The organism is Streptomyces phyllanthi, assembly GCF_009377205.1.
In the GTDB taxonomy this organism is placed as follows: Bacteria; Actinomycetota; Actinomycetes; order Streptomycetales; family Streptomycetaceae; genus Streptomyces; species Streptomyces phyllanthi.
In genome coordinates, this window is record NZ_VJZE01000073.1 from 14,337 (window position 1) to 29,568 (window position 15,232).

The window sequence follows — 15,232 nt, forward strand, 5'->3', positions numbered from 1 at the left end:
CATTGTGGCCCGACCCGGCAGGGGGCGAAGGAAGGGCATGGACGTCAGGCTTCGACTGTCCGACGATCCGGACGGCGTCGAACTCAAGCAGTTGTACGACTGGTTGATCAGAGATCAGGAGATCCACCCCTACGCCGACATCTCACTGCGCCCGCGCACCGAGCGCGCCCGGAACGACGAGACCGACGGGGACGAAGGAACCGACGAGACCGAAGGAGCCGGCGAGGTCGGCGAGGTCGGCGAGGTCGGCGAGGTCGGCGACAGCATGGGCCTCGCCTTCGACATCGTGCAGCTCGTCCTCGACGTGACGTTCAACCTGGGCTCCCTCGGCGTGGCGATCCTGGCGTGGCGGCAGGCGCAGCGGCCCCGGTCGCCGGTGACCGTCGAGCGCAACGGCGTACGCGTCGTACTTCCGCCCGGCACCGACCTCGCCGGCGTTCAGGACCTTCTGCGGAGCCTCCAGGACCTGGACGACGAGGCCCCACGGCATGACCCCGCCGGGCCGGCAGGTCGAGCGGGTCCACCGTCCGGTCCCTCCGACCCGCCGGAGCCCGAGGACACACCACCGTCCCCCGAGGGCGGCCACCAGTGACCGAGGCCCTGCCCGATCCCGGCGCCTCAGCCGCCGTGTTCATCGGTGTCAGTGCCTACCGGCACATGCCCAAGCTGCCGACGGTCGCGAACAACCTCACCCGCTTCAGGGAAGCGCTGTCCGACAGGAGGATCCTGGGCCTGCCCAAGGACCGGTGTGTCACGGTGGCCGATCCCACGACCTCGGCCGAGCTGATCGACCCGGTCATCGACGCGGCCGGCCTGGCGCGGGACACGCTGATCGTCTACTACGCCGGTCACGGATTCGTCGACCGGCACGGCGCCCTGCACCTCACCCTCGCCGGGTCGAAGCACGGAAAGCGGCACACGGCGGTGCCGTACGAGTGGCTGCGCGAGGCCCTCCTGGAGCACAGCCGGGCCCGGCGTCGCGTGGTCATTCTCGACTGCTGTTACAGCGGACGCGCCATCGACGACATGTCGGCCCCGGAGACCCCGCTGTCGACGGCGGCCGGTGTGCGGGGCACCTACGTGCTGACCTCGTCCGCGGAGAACGTCAAGGCGCTGGCCCCGCGCGACGAGGAGTGCACGGCGTTCACCGGAGAGCTGGTCCACATCCTCCACCACGGGGTTCCGGGCGAGAACGGCCAGGAGAGGGAGCCCTGCCTGACCCTGGACATGATCTACGACCAGGTCCGGGACTCCCTGCGGGACAAGCGCCGCCCCGTACCGCAGGTGCAGGACCGGGGCCGCCTCGGTCCGCTTCCCTTCGTGCACAACGTCGCGGTCCAGGCGCCGCCCGATCCGGGTCCCCGGCACAGGAAGGGCTGTCTGGCAGCCGTCGCGGTGGGGGCCGTGCTGGCGGCCCTGGGGGCGACGGTCCCGCTGTGGTGGCCCGGGGGCGACGGCGCCTCGTCCGACGTCTGCTCGTCGCGCGCCTCCCTGCTCGGCTTCTCCGACCGGCTGGACAAGGCGAAGTTCCAGAAGCAGGACGTGTACGGCCTCTCCTCGCTCGCCTTGACCGGCCCCTCCACCGCGCTGTCGCTGACCGACAGCTCGCGGCCCGTGCTGTTCCGCCTGTCGCTGGGTACACCGGGGCAGCCGCCCGAGCCCCGGATCACGGCGATGACACGGCTGCGGCGCGAAGACGGCAGCGCATACGGCAACGAGGAACTCGACGGAGAGGCCCTCGTCCTCGAGAAGGACGGCAGGACCGCCCTGGTGGCCTCGGAGGCCGGCCCGTCGATCGGCCGCTTCGACCTCACGACCGGCAGGCTGACGGCCGACCTGCCGGTCCCCGAACGCTTCGAGACCGCACGCACGAGCGAGGCCTTCGAGGCGATGGCCCTCTCCCCTGACGGCCGTCGCCTGTACGTCGGCCTGCAGAGCCCGCTGTCCGCCGACGGCACCCGCCAGGGACGCAACCGGATACGCATCCTCCGCTACACGGGGCAGCCGGGCGGCCGGTACGTCGCGGACGGCGAGGTCGCCTACGAGACGGCCTCCGGACTGGAGCTCGCGGACCTCGTGGCGACGGGCCGGGGCGAGCGGTTCCTGGCACTGGAGCGTGGCTTCACCGAGGGGCAGGGCAACAGCATCCACATCCACGAGGTCTCGTTCGCCGGGCTGCCGGACGTGAGCGGGATGCCGTCCCTCCAGTCCGCGCCGTCCTCCGCCTTCGCGACGAAACGCCTGCTGGTCGACGTGGGCCGGTGCCCGCCCTCCGGGGCGGAACAGAAGCAGCCGCAGGCCAATCCCCTCCTCGACAACATCGAAGGCATGGCGCTGGGCCCCCGGCTCACCGAGGGCAGGCACCAGGGGCGGCGTGCGCTGTATCTCGTGTCCGACGACAACGGGGAGAGCACGCAGACGACCCGCTTCTACGCCCTCGCGGTCGACGTCTCCTGAGGAGGCACGCGGCGGCCGGCAGCGGCGTGAACGGCCCCCGCGTGACGGGGTCACGCGGGGTTCGGGGGAACCGTCTGAGTCCGGATCAGCGGGCGGGCAGCCTGACCCCCAGCTCGGAGGCCGCCGCCTGGAGCACCGGCACCATGGCGACCAGATCGTCCACACTGCGGCGGAAGGCGGGCGCCGCGGTGGACAGGGCGGCGAAGACGCTGCCGTCGGGCCGCGTGATCGGGACGGCCACGGCACGCAGACCGGGATGGTGCTCCTCGTCGGCCGTGGCGTATCCGCGTTCGCCGGCACGGGCGACCTCTTCGCGCAGGACGTCGCGGTCGGTGATGGTGTTCGGCCCGTACGGGGTGAGCTCGACGCGGTCCAGGAGGTCGGCGCGTACATCGTCGGGGGCGAAGGCCATCAGGACCTTGCCCATCGAGGTGCAGTGCAGCGGACCGTGGCGGCCCGGCTCACTGCGCACACCGACCGGCAGGGGGCCGTCCACGTAGTGCACGTACAGGTGCCGCGTGCCGTCGAGTACGGACATCAGGGTGGCTTCCTCGGTCTGCCGCGTCACGCGCTGCATCACGGGGAGGGCGGTCCCCGCGAATCCGTACACCTGGCCCGCCTGCTGACCGAGCTGGAACAGCCGCAGACCCGGCTTGTAGCGCTTGCCGGTGGTCTCGAACTCCACCAGGCCCTCCCGGCAGAGGGAGTTGACCAGCCGGTGCGCGGTGCTGACGGGGACGCCGCTCTCACGGGCCAGCGCCGACAGCGTGATGCCGTTCGGATGCTCGCCGACCAGGACGAGCAGCCGGATCGCACGGCCGACGACGTCACTCGGCACCTCACTGGTACTCACAGCGACAAATTACCACTCAACGGAAAGGGTTCCCACTCAGTGGTTGACAGCGCTCACTGATACCGCCAACGATGTTTTCCGTTGAGTAGATAAGTTTCCCACTCAGTGGAAATTCTGGGAGTGGCCCATGACGCAGCGCGTGCTCACCACCCGGCCGGCCCTGCCCGGTGGAGGCCTGGGCCGGCTGGCCGACCGGTTCGATCTGGTGTGCGGGGAGGGCCGGGGCAGGCCCGAACCGGCCGAGTTGCGGACCCTCGCCGCGGGCGCGAGCGGCATGCTCTGCCTGGGCAACGACCGGGTGGACGCCGCCCTGCTCGACGCCGCCGGGCCGTCGCTGAAGGTCGTCGCACTGGCCAGCGCGGGATTCGACGCCGTGGACCGGGACGCGGCGGCCGAGCGCGGTGTCGTGGTCACCCACACCCCCGGTGTCCTGGCCGAGACCACCGCCGATCTCACGTTCGCGCTCATCCTGATGGCCCGCAGGCGCCTCGGAGCGGCCCGCGACTCCCTCGCCGCCGGGGAGTGGGACGTGTTCCGTATGGACGACTACCTGGGCCTGGACGTGCACGGCGCCACGCTCGGCGTGGTCGGGTACGGACAGATCGGGCGAGCCGTGGCGCGGCGGGCCCACGGCTTCGGCATGCGACTGCTGCACCACAGCCCGTCCACGCCCGGGGACACCCAGGACCCGCCCTCCAGGGGAGTGGACCTGCCCACCCTGCTCGCCGAGGCCGACGTGGTCTCCCTGAACGTGCCCCTGACTCCGGAGACCCGCCACCTCGTCGGCGCCGCCGAACTGGCCGCCATGAAGCCCACCGCCACGCTGGTCAACACCTCGCGGGGTGGCGTCGTCGACGAGGAAGCACTGCTTAGGGCCCTGCGGGAGGGGGCCATCCACTCGGCGGGCCTCGACGTCTTCGCGCGCGAGCCCATGGGCGCCGAGCTGTCACCCCTGGTGCGCGAGCCCCGTGTGGTGACGCTTCCTCACGTCGGCTCGGCCACCGAGGCCACGCGGGCCGCCATGGTGGACCTCGCGGTCGACAACATCCTCGAGGTGCTGGCGGGCCGGCCGGCGCGCACTCCGCTGCCGGGCGGTGCCGCACTGCCCTCCGCTCCCACCCACGCCTGAGAGGCCCTCATGAGTCACCCCCTCTTCGACGTCACCGGCAAGGTGGCCCTGGTCACCGGATCGAGCCGCGGTATCGGCCTGGCCCTGGCCAAGGGGCTGCTGGAGGCCGGCTGCACGGTCGTCCTCAACGGCCGTGACACCGTCGCCCTGGAGACCGCCCGCAAGGAGCTGGCCGACACGTTCGGCGCGGCGGTCGCGGCGGAAGCGTTCGACGTCACCGACTCCACCGCGGTCGCCGGTGCCGTCACCCGGATCGAGGACCGGGCCGGGCCGATCGACATCCTGGTGAACAACACCGGGGCCCAACGCCGCGCCCCCTTCGTCGACTTCACCGACGAGGAGTGGCACGGTCTGCTCGACACCAACCTCACCAGCGCCTTCCTCGTCGGCCGCGAGGTCGCCCGGCGTATGGTTCCCCGGGGCCACGGCAAGATCATCAACATCTGCTCGCTGCAGAGTGAGGCGGTACGTCCCGGGATCGCGCCCTATTCGGCGACCAAGGGCGGCCTGAAGATGCTCACCAAGGGCATGTGTGCCGACCTGGGGCCGTACGGCATCCAGGTCAACGGCATCGGCCCCGGCTACTTCGACACCGAGCTGACCTCCGCGCTGGTCGCGGACGAGGAGTTCAGCGCCTGGGTGCGCAAGCGGACTCCGGCCGGCCGCTGGGGCAAGGTCGAGGACCTCGTCGGCGCGCTGCTCTTCCTCTCCTCGCCGGCCTCCGACTTCGTCAACGGGCAGCTGCTGTACGTCGACGGCGGCATGCTCTCCGTCCTCTGAACGCCCTGTGACGCCCTCTGACGCCCTGTGACCCCTGTGACCCTCAAGGAGCCCTCCCCCATGCGTGCTTGTGTCGTTCACGGAGCCGGAGACCTGCGAGTAGAGGACCGGCAGTCCTTCGAGCCCGGACCAGGACAGACAGCGGTCGCCGTCGCCCTCGGCGGGATCTGCGGTACGGACCTGCACTACTACCACCAGGGCCGGGTGGGGGACTTCGCCGTGCGCGAGCCCATGGTGCTCGGGCACGAGGTGGTGGGCCACGTCGCGGCCGTCGGGCCTGACGGCCCCGGCCCCGGCACTGGCACTGGCACTGGCACTGGCACTGGCACTGGCACATCGGTCACGCAGACCGCCCCCGCGGTCGGCACCGCCGTGGCGATCCACCCCGCGACCCCGTGCGGCACCTGCCCCGAGTGCGCCGGCGGCAGGCGCAACATCTGCGGCCACACCCGGTATCTGGGCAGCGCCGCCCACACCCCCCACGTCCAGGGCGGTTTCGCCCAGCTCATCAACGTGCCCGCCGAGCAGATCCGCCCCCTGCCGCCCGGCCTGAGTCTGCGCCGCGCCGTTCTCGCCGAACCCCTGTCGGTGGCGCTGCACGCCGTGCACCGGGCGGGCGAGGTGCGCGGCAAGCGGGTCCTGGTCACCGGCGCCGGTCCGATCGGCTGCCTCGTCGTGGCGGCGCTGCGGCACGGCGGCGCCGCCGAGATCGTCGTCAGCGACCTCTTCGACGAACCGCTGGACATCGCCACCGCGGTGGGCGCCACCGCGACGGCGCGCGCGGACCGTACCGGCGATCCGGTCTGGGCCACCCTCTTCGACATCGCTGTCGAGGCGTCCGGGGCACCGGCGGGGCTGCGGACCTGTGTGGAGCGGGTACGCCGTGGAGGCACCGCCGTCCTGCTGGGCCTGCTGCCGCCCGGCGAGGTGGGACTCCTGGGCAATGTCGCCGTCACCCGCGAACTCGAACTGCGGGGAGCGTTCCGCTTCGACACCGAGTTCGACGAGGCCCTGTCGCTGCTGGCCCAGGGCCTGCCCGTGGATCCGATCGTCACCCACACGTTCCCGTTGGCGCGGTCCGTCGCCGCGTTCGGGACGGCTCAGGACCGTACGGTCGCCTCCAAGGTGCTGCTGGACCTGTCCGCGGGCTGACAGAGGGGCCCGTACCGGGCGCGTACCGTACCGGGCCGGGTGCGTCTACGGACTCGTGCGCAGGATGAGACGCAGGGTGTCCGTCAGCACGGCCGTGGGAACGGCCGGGTCGGCGATCCGCTGGATACCGAGTCCGATGCCGAGACTGAGCAGCGTCATCGCGGCCTGGTCGGCGGGCATGGCCGGCGAAACGCCCAGGTCCCGGGCCAGCGCCTCGAGGAGCTGGGCCAGGACTTCGCGGATCACCGCGACGCGTGCTGTGATCTCACCGCGGAGCTCGTCGTCATGGCGGGCCCGGGTGAGGAACTCGACCTCCAGCGTGGTCCACGCCTCGTCCCCGATGTGTGCCTCGCCCCAGGCGGCGAACGCCGCGAGACGGTCGTCGATTCCCCCGTCGCGCATGACGGAGTCCGTGAGCAGGACGAGCTGTTCGGCACGGACGTCGTCGAGGACGGCCAGGCACAGGTGGTCCTTGCTGCGGAAGTTCGAGTAGACGGCGCCCTTGGAGTAGCCGGCCGTCTCGGCGACATCGCTGAGTGACGTGGCGCCGTAGCCGTCGCGCAGGAACAGCTCCCGTGCGGTGGCCACGAGCCGCTCCCGAGTGCGCTCCTGACTCTCGACGCGGCTGAGGCGGGCCATGTCTCGCTCCCTTCCGCGTCCTGCGCGGCTTTCTCCGAAGTCCCCGAAGCTCTCGGATCTCAAGTCCCTGAAGCACTCGGATCCTATCTCCGCGATCACTGCCCCCGCGCTTCAGATACCGCTAGTATCCGGATCTCGTCGGTATCCGAATCAGCGGAGAACTCGGAGAACTCAGTGACCACGACTGACACACGCACGTCCCCCTCCCGGGGCCTGGTCCTGGGCTGCGGTGGAACGCTCGGGGCAGCCTGGACGATCGGTGCCCTGCACTCCCTCCAGCGGGCCCTGCGATGGGACGTGCGCGACGCCGATGTGCTGGTGGGTACGTCCGCCGGGGCGGAGATCGCGGCCCTGCTCGGCGGCGGTGTCGGTGTGGAGGAGCTCCTGGCCGCGCAGCTCGCCCGTGAGGACGCCCGTCCGGAACTGGTCCGCCACTTCGCCGCACCGCCGCGGGCGGTCCCGCCACGGCCCGCGCTCTTCCCCGGATCCCCGCGGCTGGTGCGCCGGGCGATGGGCCGTACGGTTCCCGTGCTGGCCGGCCTGTCCGGCTTACTGCCCCAAGGGCGCGGCGACACCGGTCGGCTGGCCGCCCTCGCCGACTTCCTGTGCCCCTCCGGTCAGTGGGTCGAGCACCCCGCGACGTGGCTGGTGGCGACCGACTTCGACACGGGCCTGCGCACGGTCTTCGGCCACCCCGACACCCCGCCGGTCGCCCTGCGGGACGCGCTCCGCGCGTCGTGGGCGGTACCGGGGTGGTTTCCGCCCGTGCGCGTCGGCGGCCGGCGCTACGCGGACGGCGGCATCCTCTCCACCGCCTCCGCCGACCTCCTGACGTCCCGTGGGCTCGACGAGGTGTATGTCGTGGCGCCGATGAGTTCGCTCTCTCCCGGACCGCGCAGAGGTCTCGGCCGAGCGGAGGCACTGCTGCGCCGCACCATGACCCGGACCCTCACCGCGGAGTGCGCCGCGTTGCGGGCCACGGGCACACGGGTCATCCGTATCGAGCCCACCGCCGCCGACCTGCACGTCATGGGCGGCAACTTCATGGACGCCCGACGCCGCCCGACCGTTCTGGAGACCTCTCTGCGCACCACACGGGCCGTCGTACGCGACCGCCTCGCCGCACTCCCCGGGCGACACCGCACCGGTCACCGCCCCGACGCCCGGACAGGAGCCTGACGTGCCGCACCCCGACAGCCCCACGGCAGCCGTCACCCGCGAGAGCCACGACGTGGAGGCGCTGATCATCGGCAGCGGCCTGTCCGGTATCGGAGCCGCGATCGCACTGCGCCGGGCCGGAGTGCACGACGTCGTCCTCGTCGAGAAGGCGGACGACCTGGGCGGCACCTGGCGGGACAACACCTATCCGGGCTGTGCCTGCGACGTCCCCTCCGCCCTGTACTCCTACTCCTTCGCGCCCAACCCGGAGTGGACGCGTGCCTTCGCCGGCCAGCCCGAGATCCGCGCCTACCTCCGTGACACCGCGGCCGCGTACGGGATCACCCCGCTCATCCGGTTCGGCACCGAGGTCATACGCGCGCAGTGGGAGCCCGGCGACGCCCGCTGGCACGTCCGGACCACCCGCGACCACTACACGGCCCGTTTCCTGCTCTCGGCGGCGGGGCCCTGGCACGAACCGCTGGTTCCCGACGTCCCGGGACTGGCCGACTTCCCCGGCGAGGTCTTCCACTCCTCGCGCTGGCGCCACGACCACGACCTCACCGGCGCACGTGTCGCCGTGATCGGCAGTGGCGCGTCGGCCGTGCAGTTCGTCCCCGCGATCCAGCCCCGCGTCGGCCGGCTGCACCTGTTCCAGCGCACCGCCCAGTGGGTGCTGCCCAAACCCGACCACTACGTGCCACGCGCCGAACGCCTGCTCATGCGACGCCTCCCGGCGGCCCAACGGGCCCTGCGGAACGCGGAGTACGCGGCACTGGAGGCCCTCGGCATCGGCTTCCGTCACCCGTCCCTCCTGCGCGCGGTGCAGAAGGTGGGCACCCTCCACCTCAGGGCCGCGGTCAGGGACCCGCGGCTGCGCCGGGCGCTGACCCCCGACTACACCCTGGGCTGCAAACGGCTCCTGCTGTCCAACACGTACTATCCGGCCCTGACCCGGCCCAACGTCACCGTCCACCCCACGGCGGTCGAGGCGGTCCGCGGCAGCCGCGTCATCGGCGCGGACGGCAGCGGCGCGGACGTCGACACCGTCATCCTGGGCACCGGCTTCCACATCCTGGACATGCCCATCGCCCAGCGCGTGTTCGACGCCGACGGCGCCAGCCTCGACGAGCACTGGAAGGGCAGTCCGGACGCGTATCTGGGCACCACCGTCAGCGGGTTCCCCAACGCGTTCGTCCTCCTCGGACCGCACCTCGGCACCGGGCACTCCTCCGCCTACACGGTCCTCGAGGCCCAACTGGCCTACGTGGCGGGCGCGGTACGCCACTCCCGCTCCGCAGGCTGGACCAGCATGGACGTACGCCCCGAGGTCCAGGCCGCCTTCAACGCCGAGGTCCGGCAGGCGCTGCCGTCCACCGTCTACAACGCGGGCGGATGCTCCAGCTACTACCTCGACGGCAACGGCGTCAACAGCTTCAGCTGGCCCTGGTCGACGGGCCGGATGCGCCGGCGTCTGGCGCGGTTCGACCCCGAGGCCTATGTCACCACGTCCGGCACCCCGGAGCAGGCGGACGGCCGCGCCCGACCATGAGGGGCGGGCGCGGCCGTGACCTGCCCTAGCGCAGCCCGTACGCGCGCGTCACCGTGTACTCCGCGGTGTTGCCGTCGGTGTCGGCCAGCTTCGCCCGCAGGGAGGCGAAGCCCTTGCCGCGGGGGCTGAGCAGCTCCGCCCGCCACCGGGCGGGGTCGCCGGTCCGCCGTACGTCGACGGTGGTCCAGGTGGCTCCGTCGTCGTACGACACCTCGACGCTCAGGTCCCGTACGTCCGACTCCGGTGCGCCGGGCTGGCGTTGCAGGACAACGGGCAGGACCATCCGGTGGCCGGCCCGTGCCGAGTTGTCCTGGCGCAGTTCGGGCGTGAACCGGATCGCCGTCACCGGCAGGGACGTCCAGTCGTCGCCGGTGGTGTGCCGCGACCGGAAGGTCCATGCCGCGCGTACGGACGTCGAGGTGGTGTACCCCTGGCCGCCGCGGTCCACGGAGGTCTCCAGCCGGTACGAGTCCTCCGCCGCCGGCACGGGGCCCTGCGCGTCGTAGAACGGGTAGGGCACGTCCGCCAGCAGCCTGCCGTCGCGCCAGAGCCGGGTGCGGCCGGAGTCTGCGAGGGAGAAACCGGTGTGGCCCGGATCCTGGTCGGCGAAGGGCGGGGTGTGGAACATCAGCGTGTCCCCGCGGCGCCGCACACTGGCGAAGACACGCGACCGCTGGTCGGCGAAGCTCGGGCCGAGCGGCCCGTGGCCCCAGCGGATCTCCTTCTTGCCGCCCGCCTTCAGGGTCAGGGGCGCGCCCCACTGCTGGAACTCGCTCTGGCCCTGCGCGTTGAACCGGTTGAAGACCAGGTGCCAGGCGACATCGCGTGCCGAGTAGTGGACGGTGCGCTTGCCGGTGGCGCGGAACCTGATGTTCGGGCCGGCCGCGCTGCCTCCCTCGCGTGGGAAGGCGTAGGTCCACAGGGCGGCCGTGCGTTCGTCGGGCCGGTCGTTGTGGATGACGTGCGTGACCTTCGACAGGTCGCCGCGTTTCGCCCGTGCGCGGAAGTCGGTGAGGAAGCGGCCGCGCACGACCCAGGCCAGCTCGTAGTCGTACGGGGTGTCGGTGAAGGTGCCGTCCTCGCCCAGCCGTGCCCAGGAGCTGCGTACCACGGAGGTGAGGGTGCCCGCGTCGGCGGGCAGTGCGCCCTTCCCCGCGCCCTTCCCCGCGCGCAGGTCGGCGGTCTGGAGCCGTGCGAAGGAGCCGGCGGTGACCAGGGACGAGACGCTCGCGCCCGACGGGGCGGTCCGCACGACGCCGACACCGGCCAGCGCGCTGGTCGCCCCCTTGCGGGGAGAGGCCACGGTGACGGGCGTTCCCTTGCGGGCGTCGAGCACGACCGTGTCCGCGCCGGTGACGGGTTTCAGGGGCTGGACGACGACGGTGTGGTCGTAACTCCCGTCCGCGGCGGCGGTCGCGACGTGCACGTCCAGGTGGTAGCGGCCGGGACGGACGTCGACCGTTCCGGTGCCGCCGGGGGCGTAGAGGTAGCGTCCCTCGCCTCGGTCGATGTCGAGGAGCGTCACGAAACTGCCGGTCGCGGGTTCGCCGTCGCGGTCCAGGACCTTGACGGTCAGCGGGTGGGACTCGTGCGCCTTGGTGACGGCGAGGACGCCGCGCACCGTCGTGTCACCGGATCGCGCGACCACGGCGCCGGAGAAGAGACCGGTGGCGCTGTCCACACGGGTATCGGTGGTGACTTCGGCCTCCGCCCGGCCTCCGGCGGGGACGGTCAGCCTGGACGGGCTGACCGTGAACAGGCCGTCGGGCGCCGCCTTGCCGTCCGGTCCCGTGGCGGTCGTGGTGAGGTCGAGGGTGATGTCCAGGGCCCCGGTGTTGCGATAGGTCAGGGTCCTGGTGAGCGGCTGGTCGTCCTCGTGCGGCCAGGAGGTGGTGCCCAGCGACAGGCTCGGCGGGCTGACGGTGACGCTCTGGCCGACGGCGCGGGCGATGTCCACGCGGCCGGCGCCCTGCGCGTGCGCGCTCAGGGCGGGGTTGGGCTTCGCCGAGCCCATCAGCGCGTCCTTGAGCTGCTCGCCGGTCCAGTCGGGGTGCTGCTGGGCGAGGAGCGCGGCGGCGCCCGCGACATGCGGGGTGGCCATGGAGGTGCCGGACAGCGCGGCGTACGCCTTGGTGCCGTCGACGGGTTCGAGCTCGCTGTCCTTGGAGCGGGCGGCCACGATCGCCGCGCCGGGGGCGGTGATGTCCGGCTTGATCGCCCCGTCCCCGGCGCGCGGGCCTCGGCTGGAGAAGTCGGTGAGTGCGTCGCCGGCGTCGACCGCGCCGACGGCGAGCGCGGCGTCGGCGCTGGCGGGGGTGCCGACGTCCTGGTCCCGGCCGGTGTTGCCCGCGGCGACGGCGAAGAGCGTGCCGTACGTGGCGCTGAGCTTGTTGACGGCCTCCTCCAGCGGGTCGAGGCCCGGGGAGTCGGTGCCGCCCAGGCTCATGTTGACCACACGGGCGCGCGGGGCGGCCCATTCCATGCCGGCCAGGATGGCCGACTCCTGGCAGCCGCGGTCCACGCAGACCTTGCCGACGAGGAGGGAGGCGCCGGGGGCGACGCCGGTGTACCGGCCGCCGGAGGCGGCGCCGTCACCCGCGACGATCGACGCCACATGGGTGCCGTGGCCGACGAGGTCGGTGGTGTCGGGCGCGGTGGTGAAGTTCTCCTTCTCGGCGACGCGCGCGGCGATGTCCTGGTGGGTGTCGTCGATGCCGGTGTCCAGGACGGCGACCTTGACGCCGGTGCCGGTGTACCCGGCCTCCCACGCGGTGGGGGCACCGATCTGCGGCACGCTGACGTCGTCGCTGACCTCCAGTTTCGCGTCCAGCCAGATACGGGACACACCGGCGGCCAGTTGCCGCTTCCCGCTGTGCGCGGCCCGCTCGGTCAGCTGCGACCAGAGCGGGGCGGCAGCGCCGCGGGCGGCGCGTACGGCGGCCATGCGCAGCCCGGGAACGGTACGGGTCAGACGGGCGCCCGCCTTGCGCACACCGGCCCGTAATCGCTGCGAACTCCCCTCCTGGGCCCGGTACTCGACGATGAGCGGAACGCCGTGCGCGCTGTCGTACCCGGCGTCCGCCAGCCCGGTCACGTCGAACAGGCGGCGGTCGAGGGCGCCCGAGGCGACGAGGGCGAGGGCGTCGTCGGGGACGACGTACTGGTGACCGGAGTCCTCGTACCGCGTGAAGGCGATCCGGTCACGGCCCTCGCCCGGGGTGACGGAGACGGCGTCACCGGCGAGGACGACCTGGTCACCGGTCAACAGGGTGACGCCGCGGGTGGTTCGGGCGGCCCGGTCCGGGCCGGTACCGGTTCCCGGCCGCCACGAGGAGGGAGCGGCGGGATCGGACGGGGCGGCGGATGCGGACATGGGTGCTGCTGCGGACGGGGCCGGTCCCGGAAGCACGCCCAGGGTGAGCGTGAGCAGGACGAGGCAACCCGCCGCGCGTCTGCTGCGCGACAAGCGTTTCCTCCTGGTGGGGCTGGAGCGCGCGCCTTGCGGCGGGTGGCGCTCCACAGGGCGGTATCCGAACCAAGCCCGTCGTCGAGGCGGCTCCGTCGTCGACCGACGCGAGCTCCCGTCCACGGCGAGGTTGTCGTGCCCACGCAAAGTACCAACGGCGACTCGCCTGCCGCCACAGGGCCTTCACCGCCACAGGGCCCACCTGGAGCACGGCGCTGATGTGGAGGCCGTTGCCGACGGGAACTCACACGGCGTTCTCGATCAGCTTCAGCTGCCCGTCGGGATTCCGTTCGATGACGGCGAACGCGGCGGGCCCGGTCCGGATGTGGCCGAGGCACACGACCTCCGTCGGCCCGACGGCCGCCCGGTGACGATGATGCATGTGGCCGCAGAAGTGCCATCGTGGCCGGATGCGCTCGGACAGGGCCCGCAGCTCGGGACGGCCGACCGGAGTCCCCCGACGGGGTTCCGCGACTCCGGACGGCCAGTCATGGGTCAGCAGGATGTCGACCCGTCCCGCCCGGCGCGCGGCCCGGCGCACCTGCTCCAGTTCCTCCGCGGTGTAGTACGTGCGCTCCCTGACCGTGTCGCGGCGCGCCTTCGGAACATCGGTGACGCGGGGCGAGTGGATGCCCGACAGGAACGCCACCCGGAGGCCGACGACATCGGTGACGCCCGCACGGCCGAGGAAGTACACACCGTCGCTCCACCAACCCGGGCCGGCATCGTCCAGGGCCGGCCAGGGCTCGTGGTTGCCGCCGATGAAGTACAGCGGAGCCCCCAGGTCGAGCAAACCCTCATGGACCAGCGGAAAGTCACCGACCTTGCGGTACTTCGCGGGGCCGTGCACCCCGGCCGCGTCCGTCTCATCACGGTTGGGCTCGACATCGCCGACCGCGAGAACGGCGTCCAGCGCCCCGTGATCCTGCCGGACGGCCGCCACCCACTCGGCGAGCAGCTCGAACTCGCCGTGGACATCCCCGACCACCAGAACCCGAACAGGCCCGGCGGCCACCCCACGCCTGCCTGCCACGACGGAACTCTCCTCCCAGGACGGTCCGCCCGACGCTACGCGGACCGCCTCACCGGCCGCCACCCGTTTACGCCCTGCCGACCTGCTGGAAACCGGTGACCGTTCCTCGTCCAGCGGGCCGTCCTGGTCAGGTCCGTGGCGGCGGGAGGAGTCCTCGGACCCTGGTGTTCTGGAAGGAGACCAGCTCCCAGCCCCGCTCCCGGTGGGCGGCCACGTAGGTTTGGATGGAGTGGCTGTCCGGACGGCACTCCGGCTCGCCGGGGTTGGCGACACAGCCGGTGGTGATCATGACGGCGGTCCTGGGCGTCGGGTAGCGCAGGGTTACGGGAACCTTGGTGAAGACCAGGCGGGTCCCTTTCGTGTAGTTGTCGAAGTAGATCTGGAAGTTGCGGGCCATCTCCGGCCGGCCGCGCAGGTGGGTGCCGTCGAAGGTGATGAACTCCGCGTCCTGCGCGTAGGTGTTGGCGAAGGCCGTGCCGTCTCCTCGGTTCCACGCGTCGGCCTGCCGCTGGATGAGTCGCTTGAGCTGCGGAAGGGCGGATCCGGTGGGTTCGGCGGATCCGGTGGGTCCGATGAGTTCGGTGGATCCACTCGTTGCCGCATGGTGGCCGGGCGCCGGGTCGGTGGCCGCGTTCGCGCCCGTGGCAAGGGCGAACACCACCGCAGCGGCAAGGGCCAAGGGCCGGCGGAGACCGGTCCGCCCGGTGGTGTGCCGCCGAGCCGTGGCCCGCTGAGCCGTGGGCCGTCGAGCCGTGGGCCGTCGATCTGACGCGGACGTGCGTGACGTCATGTCTGTCCTCCATCGGTGAGGTGCGGTTCCGGCCGTCTCCGGGCCGGTCCGGGTCTGGTCACCAGCGTCGTGGTGCGTCGGCCGGACCGGCCATCTGCCGTACGGCGGAAACCGGCCGACGGACGTCGTCTGCCGTTCGGCAGATCGCGGCGCGCCCGCTGCCGGGGGTACGTTGAGTGGCATGTCCGGTGGGGGGTGGGAGCGGCTGCGGCCGTGGTTACCG

At 72.2% G+C, this 15,232-nt stretch carries 12 protein-coding genes; 7 read left to right on the forward strand and 5 right to left on the reverse strand.

Features of this window, described 5'->3' with window-relative positions:
- Nucleotides 1-37: 37 nt before the first annotated feature.
- On the forward strand, nucleotides 38-592 hold the full coding sequence (locus FNH04_RS13620) for an effector-associated constant component EACC1 (RefSeq protein WP_152783853.1): 555 nt from the start codon (nucleotides 38-40) through the stop codon (nucleotides 590-592).
- Nucleotides 589-2,457 carry a caspase, EACC1-associated type gene (locus FNH04_RS13625; RefSeq protein WP_152783855.1) on the forward strand — a complete coding sequence of 623 codons (1,869 nt, stop codon included), beginning with the start codon at nucleotides 589-591 and terminating at the stop codon, nucleotides 2,455-2,457. Before FNH04_RS13620 ends, FNH04_RS13625 begins: the two co-directional genes overlap by 4 nt.
- 85 nt (nucleotides 2,458-2,542) lie before the next feature.
- Here the strand turns inward: FNH04_RS13625 and FNH04_RS49005 are convergent, their stop codons facing one another.
- Nucleotides 2,543-3,310 carry an IclR family transcriptional regulator gene (locus FNH04_RS49005; protein WP_322723012.1) on the reverse strand — a complete coding sequence of 256 codons (768 nt, stop codon included), beginning with the start codon at nucleotides 3,308-3,310 and terminating at the stop codon, nucleotides 2,543-2,545.
- 127 nt (nucleotides 3,311-3,437) lie between these two features.
- Between FNH04_RS49005 and FNH04_RS13635 the strand changes: the two genes are divergently transcribed.
- The 3 genes from FNH04_RS13635 to FNH04_RS13645 are packed head-to-tail and all read left to right on the forward strand — an operon-like array spanning nucleotide 3,438 to nucleotide 6,371.
- Nucleotides 3,438-4,439: a 2-hydroxyacid dehydrogenase gene (locus FNH04_RS13635; protein WP_152783857.1), complete on the forward strand. Its 1,002-nt coding sequence runs from the start codon at nucleotides 3,438-3,440 to the stop codon at nucleotides 4,437-4,439.
- 9 nt (nucleotides 4,440-4,448) lie between these two features.
- Nucleotides 4,449-5,219, forward strand: a complete 771-nt coding sequence (locus tag FNH04_RS13640) for an SDR family oxidoreductase (protein ID WP_152783859.1) — start codon at nucleotides 4,449-4,451, stop codon at nucleotides 5,217-5,219.
- A 60-nt stretch (nucleotides 5,220-5,279) separates the two neighbouring features.
- On the forward strand, nucleotides 5,280-6,371 hold the full coding sequence (locus tag FNH04_RS13645; RefSeq protein WP_152783861.1) for an L-idonate 5-dehydrogenase: 1,092 nt from the start codon (nucleotides 5,280-5,282) through the stop codon (nucleotides 6,369-6,371).
- A 45-nt stretch (nucleotides 6,372-6,416) separates the two neighbouring features.
- Here the strand turns inward: FNH04_RS13645 and FNH04_RS13650 are convergent, their stop codons facing one another.
- A complete protein-coding gene (locus FNH04_RS13650) occupies nucleotides 6,417-7,010 on the reverse strand; it encodes a TetR/AcrR family transcriptional regulator (RefSeq protein WP_152783863.1) in 594 nt (197 codons plus the stop codon).
- A 174-nt stretch (nucleotides 7,011-7,184) separates the two neighbouring features.
- Here FNH04_RS13650 and FNH04_RS13655 point away from each other — a divergent pair, with 174 nt between their 5' ends.
- On the forward strand, nucleotides 7,185-8,189 hold the full coding sequence (locus tag FNH04_RS13655) for a patatin-like phospholipase family protein (protein WP_322723013.1): 1,005 nt from the start codon (nucleotides 7,185-7,187) through the stop codon (nucleotides 8,187-8,189).
- A 1-nt stretch (nucleotide 8,190) separates the two neighbouring features.
- Nucleotides 8,191-9,720: a flavin-containing monooxygenase gene (locus FNH04_RS13660; protein ID WP_322723014.1), complete on the forward strand. Its 1,530-nt coding sequence runs from the start codon at nucleotides 8,191-8,193 to the stop codon at nucleotides 9,718-9,720.
- Nucleotides 9,721-9,745: 25 nt separating this feature from the next.
- On the opposite strand, the gene FNH04_RS13665 is transcribed toward FNH04_RS13660, so the two are convergent.
- The 3 genes from FNH04_RS13665 to FNH04_RS13675 form a co-directional block, all read right to left on the reverse strand.
- A complete protein-coding gene (locus FNH04_RS13665; protein WP_228031346.1) occupies nucleotides 9,746-13,093 on the reverse strand; it encodes a S8 family serine peptidase in 3,348 nt (1,115 codons plus the stop codon).
- 337 nt (nucleotides 13,094-13,430) lie between these two features.
- Complete coding sequence (locus FNH04_RS13670) at nucleotides 13,431-14,219, reverse strand: metallophosphoesterase family protein (RefSeq protein ID WP_194236666.1); 789 nt, start codon at nucleotides 14,217-14,219, stop codon at nucleotides 13,431-13,433.
- Between the two features lie 127 nt (nucleotides 14,220-14,346).
- Entirely contained in the window at nucleotides 14,347-14,898 is a 552-nt protein-coding gene (locus FNH04_RS13675; protein WP_194236667.1) for an SgcJ/EcaC family oxidoreductase, read from the reverse strand.
- Nucleotides 14,899-15,232: the final 334 nt, after the last annotated feature.

Bases quoted from the DNA above. Each gene is read 5' to 3' on its own strand.
- FNH04_RS13635 (WP_152783857.1), top strand. From the start codon at position 3,438: ATGACGCAGCGCGTGCTCACCACCCGGCCGGCCCTGCCCGGTGGAGGC.
- FNH04_RS13650 (WP_152783863.1), bottom strand. From the start codon at position 7,010: ATGGCCCGCCTCAGCCGCGTCGAGAGTCAGGAGCGCACTCGGGAGCGG.
- FNH04_RS13640 (WP_152783859.1), top strand. From the start codon at position 4,449: ATGAGTCACCCCCTCTTCGACGTCACCGGCAAGGTGGCCCTGGTCACC.
- FNH04_RS13620 (WP_152783853.1), top strand. From the start codon at position 38: ATGGACGTCAGGCTTCGACTGTCCGACGATCCGGACGGCGTCGAACTC.
- FNH04_RS13665 (WP_228031346.1), bottom strand. From the start codon at position 13,093: ATGTCCGCATCCGCCGCCCCGTCCGATCCCGCCGCTCCCTCCTCGTGG.
- FNH04_RS13645 (WP_152783861.1), top strand. From the start codon at position 5,280: ATGCGTGCTTGTGTCGTTCACGGAGCCGGAGACCTGCGAGTAGAGGAC.